Raw genomic sequence first — 18,342 nt, forward strand, 5'->3', positions numbered from 1 at the left:
ATGCGCCAGAAAACGATTGATGTCATTATGTCGCATGCGGCTGCTGAATATCCTCGTGAATGCTGCGGCGTGGTGGCGCAGAAAAGCCGTGTTGAGCGTTACTTTCCTTGCCGTAATCTTTCCGTTGATCCGACAGAAAACTTTCATCTCTCTCCGGAGGACTACGCAGCAGCTGAGGACTGGGGAACGGTGATCGCCATCGTTCATAGCCACCCTGACGCCACGACGCAGCCGAGCGAACTGGATAAAGCACAATGCGATGCAACGCTTCTGCCCTGGCACATTGTGAGCTGGCCCGAAGGGGATTTACGTACTATCCAGCCTCGCGGGGAGTTGCCACTGCTGGAGCGTCCGTTTGTGCTTGGGCATTTTGACTGCTGGGGGCTGGTGATGAGTTACTTCCGCCAGACCCACGGTATTGAGCTGCACGATTACAGGGTGGATTACCCCTGGTGGGAAAATGATTATCCGGAAAACTTCTATCAGGAGTGCTGGTTTGAATGCGGTTTCCGCGAGTTCGACGGCCCACCGAAACCAGGCGACATGGTGATTATGCAGGTGCAGGCCGATAAGTGGAATCACGCGGGAATTCTGCTGGAAGGAAATATGATGCTGCACCATCTGTATGGTCACCTGAGCCAGCGTGTTCCGTATGGTGGCTACTGGCAGGAACGAACTATGAAGGTTCTACGCTACAAGTCTCTGTGCTAACCTTTTGTAAAACCAAAGGGGATATGGACATGAAAAAGCTTTTTTTTGCAGCTACTTTAATCAGTTTATCTGGATGTGCCACCCAGGCAGTTCTTCCTGAACAGGCTGAGCAAGCTCCCCAGAATAGAGTATTGAAATATCAGGATAAAACGACTGACAAAAATGCAACTTTGATTGTCGTGCGCGATAGTGGGTACCTTGGTAGCGGTTGTTTTACTGGGGTTTATTTAAATGACGAGAAGGCTGCGATTCTAAATCCAGCTGAAAAGGCCATATTTCATCTTAAACCCGGGGAATGGAGCGTTGCGATAAAGGGTGAAGGTAAACTTTGCATATCAGATTCCGTACCCGTTGGAAATTATGTAAATCTTAAGGATGGTGAAACAAAGGCAGTGCGTTTATTTGCTGACCCTAGCGGGAACGTTGATGTGAAACCATTACCTCTTAAGTGATTATAATAGACCACAAGAAGCCCACCAATTGGTGGGCTTTTTTATTGGAGTACTTATGCAGGAAGAGAATATCCAAATTGAACTTGGCGGAGTATTAGGAAAAACGTTCGGCAAGATACATAACCGTTATATCTCCACGGCTAGTGAGGCTGTAAGGGCTCTTTGTTGCACGATTAAAGGCTTTGAACAGTATCTCAATAACAGTAAGAAGAGAGGCTTAACCTTCGCAGTATTTCGCGGTAAGAAAAATATTGGTAAAGATGATCTTGGATACCCATTAAATGGGGAAGTGATTAGAATTGTTCCGGTAATTATTGGAAGCAAAAAAGCAGGTCTGTTACAGACTATCTTGGGTGCAGTCTTGGTCGTGGTTGGGGTTGTGGTTTCAGGGTTGTCTTATGGATGGGCTGCGCCTGTTGGCGGCGCATTGCTTAGTGCCGGTGTAGGTCTTATGGCTGGTGGTGTAATCCAGATGCTTTCACCTCAGGCCTCTGGTCTGGCTAGTAAACAATCGGCAGATAACCAGGCTTCATACGCGTTTGGCGGAGTAACCAACACGGCATCGCAGGGCTACCCGGTACCGCTTCTTTACGGTCGCCGACGAATCGGTGGCGCAATCATTTCTGCCGGTATTTATGTCGAAGATCAGCAGTAGATAAGAAACCTTCTTTCAGGCCACCTCCGGGTGGCTTTTTTATGGGTTGAATATGGCTACAGAAAAAGCGTTAACAGGCCGCAAGGGCGGCAGCTCCAGTTCCCGAACTCCCACTGAACAGCCTGATGATTTGCAGTCAGTAGCAAAAGCCAAAATCCTTATGGCGCTGGGAGAGGGGGAGTTTTCCGGTCAACTAACGGGTAAAGATATTTATCTTGATGGCACAGCGCTGGAGAACGCAGACGGATCGCAAAATTTCAGCGGTGTGACCTGGGAGTTTCGCCCGGGTACACAGGCGCAAAAATATATTCAGGGTATTCCCGGTACCGAAAATGAAATCAGCGTGGGTACAGAGGTATCAAGCGCTACAGCCTGGACGCGCACGTTTACCAATACGCAGATCTCTGCTGTTCGTCTGCGCCTGAAATGGCCATCGTTATATAAGCAGGAGGACGACGGCGATCTAGTCGGCTACTCAGTTAATTATGCAATCGACCTGCAGACGGACAGTGGCACATGGCAGACGGTACTCAATACCAGCGTGACTGGCAAAACGACATCGGGTTACGAGCGCAGCCACCGTATTGATTTGCCCCAGGCTGGCAGCACGTGGGCCATCCGGCTACGCAAGATTACTGCTGATGCCAACAGTGCGAAGATCGGCGACACGATGACGCTGCAAAGTTTCACTGAGGTCATTGACGCGAAGCTGCGTTATCCGAACACAGCGCTGCTTTACATCGAGTTTGATTCCAGCCAGTTCAATGGCTCAATTCCGCAAATATCCTGTGAACCGCGTGGGCGTGTTATTCGCGTGCCTGATACCTATGATCCAGAAACACGAACATACAGCGGCACCTGGACGGGGTCGTTTAAGTGGGCATGGACTGATAACCCCGCCTGGATTTTTTACGATCTGGTGGTGACAGACCGTTTTGGGCTTGGTAACCGTCTTACGGCAGCCAATATTGATAAATGGGGGCTTTATCAGGTTGCCAAGTATTGTGATCAGGAAGTGCCTGATGGCAAAGGTGGTAGCGGTACTGAACCTCGTTATATCTGTAATGTTTATGTGCAGAGCAGAAGTGAGGCATACACCGTGCTTCGGGATTTTGCCGCAATATTCAGGGGTATGACTTACTGGGGCGGCGATCAGATAGTTAGCCTGGCAGATATGCCACGCGACATTGATTACAGCTATACGCGCGCTAATGTCATCGATGGCCGATTTGCTTATTCCAGCAGCACGACAAAAAGCCGCTACACCACAGCACTAGTTTCATGGTCAGATCCCGGTAACGCCTACGCAGACGCGATGGAGCCGGTATTTGAGCAGGCGCTGGTGGCGCGGTACGGATTTAATCAGCTGGAAATGACAGCCATCGGCTGCACCCGGCAATCAGAAGCGAACCGAAAGGGGCGCTGGGGTATTCTCACCAACAATAAGGATCGCGTTGTTTCGTTTGATGTTGGCCTGGACGGAAACATTCCGCAGCCGGGATACATCATCGCGGTGTCAGACGAGCTTCTGTCTGGCAAAGTTATGGGTGGCCGCATCAGTGCTGTTAACGGTCGCGTGATAAAACTTGACCGCGTAGCTGATGCAGCAGCAGGCGATCGCCTTATTCTCAATCTTCCCTCCGGCGCGTCACAGAGCAGGACTATTCAGGCGGTTAACGGGGAATCAGTCACAGTCACTACGGCATACAGTGAGACACCGCAGGCCGAAGCTGTATGGGTGGTTGAGTCAGACGAGCTCTACGCCCAGCAGTATCGAGTTGTCAGCGTCTCCGATAATGATGATGGCACTTTTTCTATTACTGGCGCATGGCATGACCCGGATAAATATACCCGTATCGATACCGGAGCCATCATTGACCAGCGGCCGGTGAGTGTGATCCCGCCGGGTAACCAGTCGCCGCCGGCTAACATTGTGATCAACTCGTTTTCAGTGGTGCAGCAGAATATCAGCGTCGAAACCATGCGGGTGAGCTGGGACCAGGCGCAGAATGCTATCGCCTATGAAGCGCAGTGGCGCCGCAATGATGGTAACTGGGTAAATGTGCCGCGCAGCTCCACCACGTCATTCGATGTTCCGGGTATTTATGCCGGGCGTTACCTTGTGCGCGTGCGCGCTATTAATGCCGCTGAAATATCCTCTGGCTGGGGCTACTCCGAAGAGAAAACGCTGACGGGCAAGGTGGGAAATCCACCGAAACCTGTCGGCTTTGCGACAACGCCGATCAACTGGGGGATTCGCCTGAACTGGGGATTCCCGGCTAACACCGGGGATACGCTGAAAACGGAAATTCAGTACACCGCGAACAGTGATTTCTCTAATCCTCTTTTGCTGTCGGATGTGCCTTATCCGTCAGCCGAATACACCCAACTGGGACTGAAGGCGGGACAGGAGTTCTGGTACCGCGCGCAGCTGGTTGACAGAACGGGTAATGAATCAGGCTGGACCGACTGGGTTCGTGGTGAATCCAACGCGAATGCTGACGACTACCTGGGCGATATTGCCGATGATTTTCTGACGTCTGCCGACGGTGATCGCCTGACAAGTGACATTGATACTAATCTGGAAGCTGCGTTGCAGAATGCGCTGGCCAACCATGGAACGGTGGAACACCAGTGGGCGCAGTACGGCGAAGTGCGCGCGGATATTCTGGTGGTTAAAACGACCATTGCGCAGGTGGATAAGGCCATGGCTGAAATGTCCACGCAGGTGCAGGCGCAGTTCAATGATGTGACTGCCGCACTGGAAGATAAACTCACCGCCGTGGTTGATGCCTCCGGAGCATCTGCGATTTACACCCTCAAAACCGGAGTACGGATTAACGGTGTGATGTATAACGCCGGAATGTCGATTGCAGTGCAGGCAGAAGCGGGTAAGCCGGTAGTCACCCGCGTCGGGTTTAACGCTAATCAGTTCGTCCTGATGAGTGGCAGCGGCGATACGCAATATTCACCCTTTGCGGTGGTCAATGGTCAGGTCTTTATCAGTGATGCGTTTATTCAGGATGGCAGTATTACCAATACAAAAATTGGTAATTACATACGCTCGAATAATTACCAGGCAGGATTGACCGGCTGGAATATTGATAAAACTGGGCAGGCTGAATTTAACGATGTAACCGTACGCGGAACTGTATATGCAACCGGCGGATCGTTCACTGGCGATATTCATGCTAAAGACGGGGAATTCTCTGGCACCGTATCAGCCCGGAAATTTGTGGGCGATATTGTTGCCCTATACACATATAACGATTATCCCGGATTGAACGAGCCAATTAACACCAAAACGTTCACATATAAAGACAGTTCCAGTTTAGGGCTACAAAAAACAATATTGTTCCAGGTTGGATGTCAGGTGAGGAGTCTTGTATCAACAGCAACTTCGGCAACGATTATTATCAGCATTAACGGAAACGAAAAAAGATACACGTTTTCAACATCAAGCGGTGGTTCCAGTAGCGGCAGCACCGTCCCGTTCGTTGTTACGCACTCCATTGTTACGACGGCGGATATCGTATCAATCACACTCCGGGAAGAGGCAACTGGTAGTTACCAGCATTCACTTTATAGCCCCACAATAATGGTTGGACGTTCCTCTGGGAATTTCTCCGGTGGCTAATTGCACACATCGTACGACAGCTAAATAATAATTGTAACGTGAGGACTCAATGAGCGCAGGAACCCTGACACTAACAAACAATTCTGCAGCCGTAATGGGCAGCGGAACTGCATTTACTACAGAGCTGGCAGCCGGAGATTTTATTGTTGTTACAGTGGGTGGTATTCCATACACCCTCCCGGTTAAGACCGTCAATAGCAATACATCACTGACGCTGGTCAGTAACTTTACCGGTCCCACGCAATCGGGTGCAGCATGGTCAGCCGTTCCTCGTGTGGCACTGAATATGGTTACTGCCGCGCTGGTGACCCAGAGCGCGGAGGCGCTTCGCGGCCTGAACTACGACAAACAGAACTGGCAGCAATTTTTCACTGCAGATGGTGATGTAACCATTACGCTCCCTGATACCAGCCAGACAACAGGACCATCAGCGAAAAAGTTAATCAGTAGTGTAAACCTTAAGGCGGATAAGTCTGCTCTCAATGATTACGCCAAAAAAGGGGCTAACTCTGACATCACCAGTCTGGAAGGACTCACTACCCCCCTGAGTATTACGCGTGGGGGAACTGGAAGTAATAGTGAATCCGGGGCGAGAACTAAACTTGGTCTGGGAACCTCGGCAACCAGAAATGCGGGAAAATCAACCGGGAATGTACCCGTTGTGGGTGATATGTGGGGGATTGGTGCCGGGACATCACATTATCTGGATATTAATGCAGCCTCTAATAATGATATTTTCAGCGCGCTGTCGGAAAACGGGCTTTGTGCATTTAGAAATAATACACAAATTACATCCACGCCTCACACCGCCTACGGAGCCAGCATCTCAGTTTATACAGGAGATACATTTGGTGCCATTCAGTTTCCATATAGTGCGTCGGGTAAGATTACCGTTATGGCGGCACAAAAAAATACCGGTATTTGGTCACGGACGTTGTACGACACGGTAAATACAACAATAGACGGTAATGGTTTCATTAAAAAAGCATCTCCGATTGTTAAACTGAAAGGCGACGGATCGGCGGAAGTTAACTACCAGGCAGAGGGGGCCTTCACAGAACGTCTTGACGTTGGCGTTTATCGTATTTCTGGCGTTTTGGGCTTCAACTCAGCTCCAGCATGGGGGGGTATCGATGGCGGCATTGAGATACCGCTCGACCGAAACAAACAGCCCCTGTTGTGGGTGGATTATAAAGTCGAGTCAGATGGTTCCATTCTGCTGAAAACGTACCACCGGACACATCCATCGGCACCGGAGTTTGCCCGTAATTTAATTGGCCACACATCTGATAATGAGACTTTTATTGAAACCGTAAAAGACGGGGAACCTGTCGATATCCCTGCTGGGCGCTGGGTGGATCTGCGTGTTGAAATGCCTGCAGACAGTATCTTTAATCAACGTCAGGAGGAAATGAGGATAGCAATGGAACAGGCTGAGCAGGCTCGTTCTGAAAATCAGCAGAGCACCCAGCCGCGATAGTTGATGTAATAATGCTACAGCCAGGCATATCTGCTTGTTAATCTTCAGCTAACCAGAACTCAGCCTCTTCAAACATTTCCTGAACAGTCCGGCTTATCTGTTCTTTCTCATGCTTGCTGGCGTCAGTGTTGATCGCCGGCAATGTCATCATCGGTTTTACCCGGACATCAGCATCGGGGAAAATCCGGTGAACCCTCTTACTCAGTTCGCCCAGAATGATATCTTTTGCACCGGGCAGACCATCAAAATTCCTTTTGTCATAAACGAGTTCCACGAACATTGCTCATTGCTCCTTTACTGGATGGATATACAGTATTTATACTGTGTTTTTATCCGGTATTCAAGAGAGGGCGTGATGATGCCACGACGCAGCGATATTGAAATAGCCTGGTATGCTTCGATACAGCAGGAACCAAATGGCCGGAAGACCGTAACCACGCAACGGTTTGTCCAGGAACTGAGCAAGGTTAACTGGAGCTGGACGATGAAGCAGGCCAACGAATGGATCGAGTGTTATGTGACAACATTCCGCGATGTATCAACGCAGGAAGGCGAGAACCGAACCTTTCAGTTGTTCAATCCAAACGGAGGACTCTAGCCATGGGCTTTCCTTCACCTGCGGCAGATTACGTTGAAACAAGGATCTCCCTCGATCAGCAGTTAATCAGTCAGCCCGCAGCGACTTATTTCATGCGGGCATCGCGTTCACATTTCAGGGAAGGGATAATCCAGGGGGCGCTACTTGTTGTTGATGCGTCACTTTCTCCCTGTGATGGCTCGCTGCTGATATGCGCGATAGATGGGGAATTCAGGATCAAGCGATATCGGACTCATCCTCAGCCCCACTTGGTTAATCTGGAGAACGGGAGAAGGGAGGCGCTGCCAGTAGACGATGATAGCTACAATTCTTCACACGCTATATTCGGGGTGATCACTTACATTATCAATAATGCCAGGACCGCAGAGTTTGATGACTGCCCGGTGATGTAAGCGACAAGCGATGTGTTGCTATGTCGATTTAAATTTTGTGTTGCTGGGTTTTTATTAAAATTATTTTCTCTACAAAAACCAGCAACGCAATCAATAACACATACTACTATTTTATTGAATATATTGTTATTTTTCCTGTTTGCCGCACATATCGCAATTGATACACTTTTTAGTGATTAACAGGGCCATCAGGAAACTCTCAAAACATCACAAATCGGGCGGGCATTATACGCGCATTCTTTGTTCAGACCAGTTTTTTTACCAGCGCTTCACTGTGGCGAATTCGTTCCGGAGCATGTTCTAAATCTTGCTGAACCAGCGCCATAAACAATAAATCTGTAAGCATCATCTGTGCGTGCGTCGATGAAATTGCCGCGCTGCGCGTCGCTTGTTCTTCGGCAATCGTATACAGGCAATGGCTTGCTCGCTGTTGCAGGGCATTGGGTGTAAATCCGGTGATGGCAAGAATTTTGGCACCGGTGCGCAATGTTTCATCCGCAGCCAGGTTGAGTTCACGACGTTCCCCGGTATAGGAAATCGCCAACAGGAGATCGCCCGGCGAAAGCGCCTGTACCGTTGCCAGCAGTGCGTGCATATCGCGTTCCACTACCGCGTTAAAACCAATTTTCAGCAGTTTCCAGGCAAAATTCTGTGCCACCAGCCCAGAGGCACCAATTCCGGTCAGGACAATGCGTCGGGCTGAGCGTAACAAGGCAACGCTTTCCATCAGCTTTTCTTCGCTGTTGATATCCAGTGTGGCGTGCATGGCCGCAACGTTCTCCTGAATCAGTTTTTCACCAACCAGACGCATTGGGTCGTCGCCGCGGATCTGATTATGCACTGGGATAGAATGGGGATTGGGATTACTGGCCAGTGCTTCGCTGATCGCCAGTTTCAGTGCGGGAAACCCTTTAAACCCCATTTTTTGTGCGAACTTCACGACGCTGGACTGGCTGACGCCCGCTTCAAAAGCGAGTTGCTGTGAACTGAGATGACGCGCAGTATCCGGCTGTGCGAGGAGGTAATCCGCAAGCTTTTTATCGCTTTGCGCGAGGTCCGGGTAACGCTGACGAATGCGAATCAAACAGTTCATGCTGTCTCCTGGCGAAAACGTGATGGCGATTACAAAACAAAATTTCACTCGCCTGGGTGAATATTATATTCCATTATAACGGATTAATATGAATTAAAAATTCCTAAGGAACAAAAAATGAATCTCGGTGCGTTAGTGTCAGAAAGCCGCAATCCTCAGACTATGGATCTTGATGCGTTATCCACGCTTGAGTTGGTTCATCGTTTTAATCAACAGGATACGCTGGTAGCCGCTGCTGTAAAAGCAACTCTGACTGAAGTTGCGCTTGCGGTCGATGCGGCGGCTGACGCGTTAAAAGCGGGCGGACGGATTATCTACATGGGGGCGGGCACCAGCGGGCGTCTTGGTGTACTGGATGCGTCTGAGTGCCCACCGACTTTTGGTGTACCACATGGACGGGTTGTTGGCCTGATTGCCGGCGGTCCGGGGGCATTGCTGAAGGCCGTTGAAGGTGCAGAAGATAACCCGCAACTGGGTGAAGATGATCTTCGTTCGCTCAACCTTACGGTACAGGATTTAGTGGTTGGTCTGGCGGCATCCGGGCGTACACCCTATGTGATTGGCGGCTTGCAATATGCTCGTTCCGTAGGCTGCACCACGGTGGCGATTTCCTGTAATCCGGATTCCCCCATTGCGCGTGAAGCGGACATCGCCATATCACCGGTTGTTGGCCCGGAGGCCCTGACAGGCTCAACGCGACTGAAGTCCGGTACTGCGCAAAAACTGGTGCTTAATATGATTTCTACCGGTGCAATGGTGAAATTTGGCAAGGTATATCAGAACCTGATGGTGGATATGAAAGCGACCAACGTTAAGCTGGTAGACCGGGCGTGTCGCATGGTCGTGGAAGCCACCGGTATTGCGTATGACCAGGCGCAAGCTCTGCTGAAACAGACCGATTTTGATGTTAAGCCCGCCATTTTGATGGCTCTAACTGGTCTCGATGCTACTTCAGCCCGGGAAAAACTGGCTGCACATCAGGGTTTTTTACGCGCGGCGTTAGAACACTAAGAGGCTGATATGGATAAAACGGCGGTGCTTGCCAGCGATATTCTGCTGGGTGTGGGCGGAGAGAAAAATATTCTGCGCCTGGAAAACTGTATGACGCGCGTCAGAGTGGAAGTACAGGATGACGCTCAGCTCGATATTTCCCGACTCAAGCAACTGCCGGGCGTTAGCGGCTACGTGAAGCAGGGGGCGCAGCACCAGATTATTGTTGGTCCGGGCAAAGCCGCGAAAGTGGTCGATGCCATGCGTTCCCTGATTGCCGATGGCGGCGAACGTTCCAATGTGGGGGATATTGAGCGGACAAAATCAGAGGCCAAAGCGAAGTACAAAGCGCCGATGAGTGACGCGCTGCGTAAACTGGCTAACGTTTTTATCCCGCTTATTCCGGCGTTTATCGCCTCCGGTTTGATTACCGGTATCATTAACATCCTCAAACGTCCGGACATCGTGGGGGACTTGGCTACCCACTATCCGAATATGTTGGGACTGTTAGGCATTTTCGGTAGCGCCGTGTTTGCCATTATGAACATCCTTGTCGGGGTGAATACTGCCAAAGTATTTGGTGGTTCGCTGGCGATGGGGGGCGTGATGGCCGGCATTCTCTCCAGCCCGCAACTGGCGCAAATTACCTTGTTTGGCGAGGCCTTGCAGCCGGGACGCGGTGGGGTGATCGCGGTGCTACTGGTGGTGGCGCTAATGTGCTGGATTGAGCGTAAATTCCGCGAAGTGCTGCCGGAGTCTCTTGAGCTGATCCTTAATCCACTACTGACCACCCTTATTACCGGGACCATCGCCATTGTGGCGCTGCAACCGCTTGGTGGCTGGATAGCCGAATCCATTGCCCATGGCGCTTCCTGGGCTATCGATCGCGGTGGCTTCCTGGTGGGGGCGGTGCTGGCAGGCACCTTTCTGCCACTGGTTCTCACCGGACTCCATCAGGGATTGGTCCCTATCCATGTAGAGCTGGTACAGGCGCACGGGTATAACGCACTCTTTCCTATTCTGGCGATGGCGGGAGTGGGGCAAGTCGGTGCGGCTATTGCGGTACTGATGAAAACCCGTAACGCACGGCTGAAAAAAGTGATTAAAAGCGCGCTACCGGTCGGATTGCTGGGTATTGGCGAACCGCTGATTTTTGGTGTGACATTGCCATTAGGCAAGCCGTTTATCGGTGCCTGTCTCGGTGGTGCAGTTGGTGGGGCGCTGATCAGCTACTGGAAGGTGGCGACGGTCATCACCTTTGGCATCTCGGGATTGCCGTTGGCACTGACGATTGTTGCCGGAAAAGTGATGTTCTATCTGTTAGGCTATCTGGTAGCGGTTATTGCCGGGTTCCTGTTTACCTGGCTATTGGGGTTCAACGATCCAGAGGAATAAGGTTTGACCAGTCACCAGCGTCGCGTTGTTTTTTTTGATTTGGATGGCACGTTACACCAGCAGGATATGTTCGGCAGTTTCTTACGTTTTCTGTTGCGTCGCCAACCGCTAAATGCGTTGCTGGTGCTGCCCCTGTTGCCGATTATTGCGCTGGCAATGTTAATTAAAGGGCGAGCTGCCCGCTGGCCCATGAGCCTGCTGTTGTGGGGCTGTACCTTTGGCCGCAGTGAAGCGCACCTGAAGGCACATCAGGCCGATTTTGTGCGCTGGTTTCGCGGGCATGTGACGGCATTTCCGGTCGTGCAGCAGCGTCTGACGACGTACCTGTTAAGCTCAGATGCTGATATTTGGCTGATCACCGGTTCCCCGCAGTCGCTGGTGGAGCAGGTTTACTTCGATACGCCGTGGCTGCCGCGTGTCAATTTGATCGCCAGTCAAATGGCGCGTGGATACGGGGGCTGGGTATTGCCGCTGCGCTGTCTGGGGCATGAAAAAGTGGCGCAACTGGAACAGCAGATTGGCGCGCCGTTGCATCTTTACAGCGGTTACAGCGACAGCAAGCAGGACAATCCACTGCTCTCTTTTTGCCAGCATCGCTGGCGCGTCACGCCGCGCGGGGAGCTGCAACAACTCGAATAGAGTAAACGATAGCGTCTGTGTATAATGCGCCCGCTTTGATTACTGGAGTTATCCCCTTTGTCTGAAGTTGAATTTAGCCACGAATACTGGATGCGTCATGCTTTAACGCTGGCTAAGCGCGCCTGGGATGAGCGTGAAGTCCCGGTGGGTGCAGTATTGGTCCTCAACAACCGCGTGATTGGCGAAGGCTGGAATCGGCCGATTGGCCATCATGATCCTACCGCCCACGCTGAAATCATGGCGTTGCGCCAGGGCGGTCTGGTGCTACAAAACTACCGTCTGCTGGATGCAACGTTGTATGTCACACTGGAACCGTGCGTCATGTGTGCTGGTGCGATGGTGCACAGCCGTATTGGCCGGGTAGTTTTTGGTGCGCGCGATGCGAAAACGGGGGCGGCGGGTTCGTTAATGGACGTACTGCATCATCCAGGCATGAACCATCGGGTTGACGTGACTGAAGGCGTGTTACGCGATGAATGTGCCACGTTGCTCAGCGATTTTTTCCGTATGCGTCGTCAGGAAATTAAAGCCCTGAAAAAATCCTCCAACGTGTGAATACCGATCTGATTGCCTGAGGGTGTTGCGCTAATTCCCTTCAAAGACTACTTCTGCTCTTTTTTCTGCGTCGAAAATAGCAGAGAAGGGGAGTGCGACAGATAGCTTGATGAGGTCTGAGACAGGAATGCCGCCAGCGGAAACTTCTCCTCGCCTAACAGTTCTGTGGATGATACCGCCGGGTAATCCTGTGCCAGTCGCTGTGTTTCAATCGCCTGCTTTTCTTTCTCTTGCAGGTATCCCACCAGACTTATCTGGTACTTACGGATATTTTCCACATAGGCGTAGGCTTCGTGACCGCGTGCATAGCCATAGGTCAGCTTGTTGTAATACGGCTTTTGACTGAGCAGCGGCAGACGTTGTTTTACATCGGACCAACTGTTCGGGTTGCCTTTGGTTTTTACCGTCAGCGCCCGCGCATCCAGCATATGTGCGTAGCCCATATTGTAAGCGGCGAGTGCAAACCAGATACGTTCTCCTTCGGGCACGGTATCCGGCACTTTGCTCATCATGTCCTGCAAATATCGCGCGCCGCCGCTGATGCTCTGTTCGGCATCGGTACGATCAGTGAGCCCAAGGCTCTGGGCAGTATTTTTGGTCAGCATCATCAGACCGCGTACACCGGTCGGGGAGGTGGCCTGCGCGTCCCAGTGTGATTCCTGGTAAGAGATTGCCGCGAGCAGTCGCCAGTCTATTTCCTGCGCATATTTCTCAAAAAGTGGCTTCAGATCCGGTAACACGCTATCAACCGCACGCAGGAAGGTGCGGGTATCAACATAGTCAAAATCATCGCCATGCCCAAGGTACTTTTCTTCCAGCCGCGCAAGCGAGCCGTCTTCATTCATGGTATTGAAGAAATCCAGCAGGGCAGCGGACAGCGTATTGTCATCGTCCAGACGGCTGAACCAGGTCACCGGCTGTTCGTCGGAGACATCCAGCGCGACGGCCAGCTCAGGGTGTACACGCTGGTACAGGCTGATGGCGACGGAATCCGCGATGGTATAGTCCAGCTTACCGGCGATGACATCATCAAGCAGTTCAGTGGTGCCCTTTTTCTCATCAACTTTCCAGCTCAGGTCCGGATATTTTTTTTCTTTTAACTGCTGGAGGTCGTTTATCACCACGTGTCCCGGGGCGATGGTCAGCTGATTTTCGGTCACACTGGCAAGGCTGCGAGGGCGATATTGCCCAACCCGATACACCAGTTGTTGCGATACGGAATAGTAGGTCGGACCCGGCTGATAATTTTTAACGCGCTCACTGTTATACACCAGACCCGCGGCTAACAGATCGGCATTCCCGTTATCCAGGTCGTCAAAAAGCTGGCTGATGTTCTGGCGTACGGTGATTTTCAGCTTCACACCCAGGTAGTTGGCGAAGGCTTTGGTCAGTTCGTAATCCAGTCCAAACTTTTTCCCATTAAGCGTGGCGTAAGTGAGCGGCGAGTCGATGGTACTGACGCGCAGCTCTCCCCGCGACTGAATGGCGGCGATACGATTGTCGGCTTTACCGAACCAGGGGATGGATGGCCAGAGGGCCGCTGCCAACAACAGCGTCAAAATACCGATGAACAGATAATTAATCTTTAATTTTTTCAATTAGTTAATTCTCTGAACCGTACGTTGTCTCTGCGTGCTGTGGTATTGATTAAGAAGTGAATTAGTCATTAATGAGCGGCATTTTGCTTAAACTTGCGTCAGTTGGCAACTTATTCAGAAAACAGACCGCATTTGATGATAAGACAAAGTCGTGATTTTATTTCGACGCAAACGGTTTCGTCGGCGCGGTAGATTCTTTATAATGACGCCCGTTTCCCCCACTTGGGCACACCGAAAGCTTAGAAGACGAGAGACTTATGATGGAAATTCTGCGTGGTTCACCTGCACTGTCTGCATTCCGTATTAACAAACTGCTGGCACGTTTTCAGGCTGCCAACCTCCAGGTCCACAATATTTACGCCGAGTACGTCCATTTTGCCGATCTGAATGCACCATTGAATGAGGACGAGCGCGCGCAACTTGCACGTCTGCTGAAATATGGTCCTGCTCTTCACAGTCATGCCCCTGAAGGCAAACTGCTGCTGGTCACGCCTCGCCCGGGTACCATCTCCCCGTGGTCTTCTAAAGCGACTGATATTGCCCATAACTGCGGCCTGCAACAGATTAGCCGCCTGGAACGTGGCATTGCCTGGTATGTTGAGGCCTCCACGCTGACTGCTGAGCAGTGGCTGACGGTTGCCAATATTCTGCATGACCGCATGATGGAAACGGTTTTCTCTGCGCTGAGCGATGCTGAAAAACTGTTTGTTCATCACCAGCCTGCGCCGGTTTCCAGCGTTGACCTGCTGGGTGAAGGACGCCGGGCGTTGATTGACGCTAACCTGCGTCTGGGGCTTGCGCTGGCAGAAGATGAAATCGACTATCTGCAAGATGCGTTCACTAAGCTGGGACGCAACCCGAACGACATCGAACTGTACATGTTTGCACAGGCCAACTCCGAGCACTGCCGCCATAAAATTTTTAATGCCGACTGGGTGATCGACGGTAAGCAGCAGCCGAAATCGCTGTTCAAGATGATCAAAAACACCTTTGAAACCACGCCGGAGCACGTCCTGTCTGCCTATAAAGATAACGCAGCGGTGATGGAAGGTTCTGAAGTGGGTCGCTACTTTGCTGACCACCAGACCGGTCGCTACGATTTCCATCAGGAGCCTGCTCATATCCTGATGAAGGTTGAAACCCATAACCACCCGACGGCGATCTCGCCGTGGCCAGGTGCCGCAACGGGCTCTGGCGGTGAAATTCGCGATGAAGGTGCAACCGGGCGCGGTGCGAAACCGAAAGCCGGGCTGGTGGGTTTCTCCGTTTCCAACCTGCGTATCCCGGGCTTTGAACAGCCGTGGGAAGAAGATTTTGGCAAGCCGGACCGTATTGTCACCGCACTGGATATTATGACCGAAGGTCCACTGGGTGGTGCTGCGTTTAACAACGAATTTGGTCGTCCTGCGCTGACGGGCTACTTCCGCACCTATGAAGAGAAAGTGAACAGCCATAACGGTGAAGAGCTGCGCGGTTACCACAAACCGATCATGCTGGCGGGTGGGATCGGCAATATCCGTGAAGATCACGTGCAGAAAGGCGAGATCGTGGTGGGTGCTAAGCTGATCGTCCTCGGCGGTCCGGCGATGAACATCGGCCTGGGCGGTGGTGCGGCATCATCTATGGCTTCCGGCCAGTCTGATGCCGATCTTGATTTCGCTTCCGTACAGCGCGACAACCCGGAAATGGAGCGTCGCTGCCAGGAAGTTATCGACCGTTGCTGGCAGATGGGGGACGCTAACCCGATCCTGTTCATCCACGATGTTGGTGCGGGTGGCCTGTCTAATGCCATGCCGGAGCTGGTCAGTGACGGCGGACGCGGCGGCAAATTCCAGTTGCGCGATATCCTGAGTGATGAACCGGGTATGAGCCCGCTGGAAATCTGGTGTAACGAATCTCAGGAGCGCTATGTGCTGGCGGTGGCCGCCGATCAACTGCCGCTGTTTGATGAACTGTGTAAGCGCGAGCGTGCCCCCTATGCGGTGATTGGTGAAGCCACCGAAGAACAACACCTGACGTTGAGCGATAGCCACTTCGACAACCAGCCGATTGACATGCCGCTGGACGTTCTGCTGGGTAAAACGCCGAAAATGACCCGCGACGTACAAACGCTGAAAGCCAAAGGCGAGCTGCTGACACGTGAGCATATTACGATTGCTGACGCGGTAAACCGTGTGCTGCACCTGCCGACCGTAGCAGAGAAAACCTTCCTCGTGACCATCGGCGACCGTACTGTCACCGGGATGGTGGCGCGTGACCAGATGGTTGGCCCGTGGCAGATCCCGGTAGCGAACTGTGCGGTCACTACCGCCAGTCTGGATAGCTACTATGGTGAAGCGATGTCCATCGGTGAACGAGCCCCTGTCGCGCTGCTGGACTTCTCCGCCTCTGCGCGTCTGGCGGTCGGTGAAGCGCTGACCAACATTGCGGCAACGCAGATTGGCGACATCAAACGCATTAAGCTGTCGGCAAACTGGATGGCGGCTGCTGGCCATCCCGGTGAAGATGCCGGGCTGTACGAAGCGGTAAAAGCCGTCGGGGAAGAGTTATGTCCGGCGCTTGGCCTGACTATCCCGGTGGGTAAAGACTCCATGTCGATGAAAACCCGCTGGCAGGAAGGTAACGAGCTGCGTGAAATGACCTCCCCGCTGTCACTGGTGATCACCGCCTTTGCTCGCGTGGAAGACGTGCGCCATACAATCACGCCGCAACTGTCTACTGAAGACAATGCGCTGCTGCTGATTGATCTTGGCCTTGGTCACAATGCGCTGGGTGCGACATCGCTGGCACAGGTATACCGTCAACTGGGCGACAAACCTGCCGATGTGCGCGACGTAACGCAGTTGAAAGGCTTCTACGACGCCATTCAGGCGTTGGTCGCACAACGTAAGCTGCTGGCTTACCATGACCGCTCCGACGGCGGTCTGCTGGTTACGCTGGCAGAAATGGCCTTTACCGGTCACTGCGGCGTTGAAGCAGATATCGGTACTCTGGGCGATGATCATCTGGCGGCGCTGTTTAATGAAGAGCTGGGGGCTGTCATTCAGATTCGCGCTGCTGACCGTGACGCGGTAGAAGCAATTCTGGCGGCGAACGGTCTGGCTGATTGCGTACATTATCTCGGTCAGGCGGTAGCCGGCGATCGTTTCACCCTGACCGCCCAAGGTCAGCCGGTGTTTAGCGAAAGCCGTACTACCCTGCGTATGTGGTGGGCGGAAACAACCTGGCAGATGCAGCGTCTGCGCGACAACCCGGAATGTGCCGATCAGGAACACAACGCTAAAACCAACGATGCCGATCCTGGCCTCAACGTTAAACTGTCGTTTGATATCAACGAAGATATTGCGGCTCCATATATTGCTACCGGTGCGCGTCCAAAAGTAGCCGTGCTGCGCGAACAGGGCGTTAACTCCCACGTAGAAATGGCGGCAGCTTTCCACCGTGCGGGTTTTGACGCTATCGACGTGCATATGAGCGATCTGCTGGGCGGTCGCATTGGTCTGGGTAACTTCCAGGCGCTGGTGGCCTGTGGTGGCTTCTCTTACGGTGATGTGCTTGGTGCAGGCGAAGGTTGGGCGAAGTCGATTCTGTTCAACAATCGGGTACGTGATGAGTTCGAAACCTTCTTCCATCGCCCGCAAACGTTGGCACTCGGCGTGTGTAACGGTTGTCAGATGATGTCCAACCTGCGCGAACTGATCCCTGGAAGCGACCTGTGGCCGCGCTTTGTGCGTAACCACTCCGATCGCTTTGAAGCGCGTTTCAGCCTGGTCGAAGTGACACAAAGCCCGTCTCTGCTGCTGCAGGGTATGGTGGGGTCACAGATGCCAATTGCGGTTTCTCACGGCGAAGGTCGTGTGGAAGTGCGTGACGATGCGCATTTGGCTGGGCTGGAGAGCAAAGGGCTGGTGGCGCTGCGCTACGTTGATAACTTCGGTAAGGTGACCGAAACCTATCCGGCTAACCCGAACGGTTCTCCAAACGGTATCACTGCTGTTACCACTGAAAATGGTCGCGTAACGATTATGATGCCACACCCGGAACGTGTATTCCGTACCGTGAGCAACTCCTGGCACCCGGAAAACTGGGGCGAGGACAGCCCGTGGATGCGCATCTTCCGTAATGCGCGTAAACAGCTCGGTTAATC

Annotated in this window: 15 protein-coding genes; 12 read left to right on the plus strand and 3 right to left on the minus strand. The window is 52.3% G+C overall.

Annotated elements, in window-relative coordinates; genetic code table 11:
- Genes QMN38_RS20000 through QMN38_RS20020 form a run of 5 tightly spaced genes read left to right on the plus strand, consistent with a single transcriptional unit; the run spans position 1 to position 6,935 of the window.
- Positions 1 to 711, plus strand: coding sequence for a C40 family peptidase (locus QMN38_RS20000; RefSeq protein WP_323605777.1), 711 nt, complete (start codon positions 1 to 3; stop codon positions 709 to 711).
- A 29-nt stretch (positions 712 to 740) separates the two neighbouring features.
- Complete coding sequence (locus QMN38_RS20005) at positions 741 to 1,163, plus strand: hypothetical protein (protein WP_323605779.1); 423 nt, start codon at positions 741 to 743, stop codon at positions 1,161 to 1,163.
- A 55-nt stretch (positions 1,164 to 1,218) separates the two neighbouring features.
- Entirely contained in the window at positions 1,219 to 1,818 is a 600-nt protein-coding gene (locus QMN38_RS20010; protein ID WP_323605781.1) for a tail assembly protein, read from the plus strand.
- A 52-nt stretch (positions 1,819 to 1,870) separates the two neighbouring features.
- A complete protein-coding gene (locus QMN38_RS20015) occupies positions 1,871 to 5,455 on the plus strand; it encodes a TipJ family phage tail tip protein (RefSeq protein ID WP_323605783.1) in 3,585 nt (1,194 codons plus the stop codon).
- Positions 5,456 to 5,504: 49 nt separating this feature from the next.
- On the plus strand, positions 5,505 to 6,935 hold the full coding sequence (locus QMN38_RS20020) for a phage tail fiber protein (protein ID WP_323605786.1): 1,431 nt from the start codon (positions 5,505 to 5,507) through the stop codon (positions 6,933 to 6,935).
- A gap of 37 nt (positions 6,936 to 6,972) precedes the next feature.
- On the opposite strand, the gene QMN38_RS20025 is transcribed toward QMN38_RS20020, so the two are convergent.
- Positions 6,973 to 7,215, minus strand: coding sequence for a DinI-like family protein (locus QMN38_RS20025; protein WP_323605787.1), 243 nt, complete (start codon positions 7,213 to 7,215; stop codon positions 6,973 to 6,975).
- A gap of 75 nt (positions 7,216 to 7,290) precedes the next feature.
- On the opposite strand from QMN38_RS20025, the gene QMN38_RS27215 reads away from it, so the two are divergent.
- Together QMN38_RS27215 and QMN38_RS20035 are read left to right on the plus strand one after the other, a co-directional pair.
- Positions 7,291 to 7,533, plus strand: coding sequence for a DNA polymerase V (locus tag QMN38_RS27215; RefSeq protein WP_476580378.1), 243 nt, complete (start codon positions 7,291 to 7,293; stop codon positions 7,531 to 7,533).
- A gap of 2 nt (positions 7,534 to 7,535) precedes the next feature.
- A complete protein-coding gene (locus QMN38_RS20035; RefSeq protein ID WP_476580379.1) occupies positions 7,536 to 7,925 on the plus strand; it encodes a HumD family translesion DNA polymerase in 390 nt (129 codons plus the stop codon).
- 244 nt (positions 7,926 to 8,169) lie between these two features.
- Here the strand turns inward: QMN38_RS20035 and QMN38_RS20040 are convergent, their stop codons facing one another.
- Positions 8,170 to 9,018 (minus strand): MurR/RpiR family transcriptional regulator, encoded by an 849-nt coding sequence (locus QMN38_RS20040; protein ID WP_048210891.1) that lies wholly within the window; start codon positions 9,016 to 9,018, stop codon positions 8,170 to 8,172.
- Between the two features lie 117 nt (positions 9,019 to 9,135).
- Here QMN38_RS20040 and murQ point away from each other — a divergent pair, with 117 nt between their 5' ends.
- The 4 genes from murQ to tadA are packed head-to-tail and all read left to right on the plus strand — an operon-like array spanning position 9,136 to position 12,597.
- Positions 9,136 to 10,029, plus strand: coding sequence for an N-acetylmuramic acid 6-phosphate etherase (gene murQ, locus QMN38_RS20045; protein ID WP_323605789.1), 894 nt, complete (start codon positions 9,136 to 9,138; stop codon positions 10,027 to 10,029).
- A 9-nt stretch (positions 10,030 to 10,038) separates the two neighbouring features.
- Entirely contained in the window at positions 10,039 to 11,403 is a 1,365-nt protein-coding gene (locus tag QMN38_RS20050; protein WP_323605790.1) for a PTS transporter subunit EIIC, read from the plus strand.
- A gap of 3 nt (positions 11,404 to 11,406) precedes the next feature.
- Positions 11,407 to 12,042: a phosphatidylglycerophosphatase C gene (gene yfhb, locus QMN38_RS20055; protein WP_323605792.1), complete on the plus strand. Its 636-nt coding sequence runs from the start codon at positions 11,407 to 11,409 to the stop codon at positions 12,040 to 12,042.
- A 57-nt stretch (positions 12,043 to 12,099) separates the two neighbouring features.
- Positions 12,100 to 12,597, plus strand: coding sequence for a tRNA adenosine(34) deaminase TadA (tadA, locus tag QMN38_RS20060; protein ID WP_323605793.1), 498 nt, complete (start codon positions 12,100 to 12,102; stop codon positions 12,595 to 12,597).
- 47 nt (positions 12,598 to 12,644) lie between these two features.
- On the opposite strand, the gene mltF is transcribed toward tadA, so the two are convergent.
- Positions 12,645 to 14,195, minus strand: coding sequence for a membrane-bound lytic murein transglycosylase MltF (mltF, locus tag QMN38_RS20065; RefSeq protein WP_323605795.1), 1,551 nt, complete (start codon positions 14,193 to 14,195; stop codon positions 12,645 to 12,647).
- Between the two features lie 257 nt (positions 14,196 to 14,452).
- Here mltF and purL point away from each other — a divergent pair, with 257 nt between their 5' ends.
- Positions 14,453 to 18,340, plus strand: coding sequence for a phosphoribosylformylglycinamidine synthase (purL, locus tag QMN38_RS20070; protein ID WP_323605797.1), 3,888 nt, complete (start codon positions 14,453 to 14,455; stop codon positions 18,338 to 18,340).
- Positions 18,341 to 18,342 lie beyond the last annotated feature (2 nt).

This window comes from Citrobacter sp. R-1.5.2 (genome assembly GCF_035064245.1).
Classification (GTDB): domain Bacteria; phylum Pseudomonadota; class Gammaproteobacteria; order Enterobacterales; family Enterobacteriaceae; genus Citrobacter.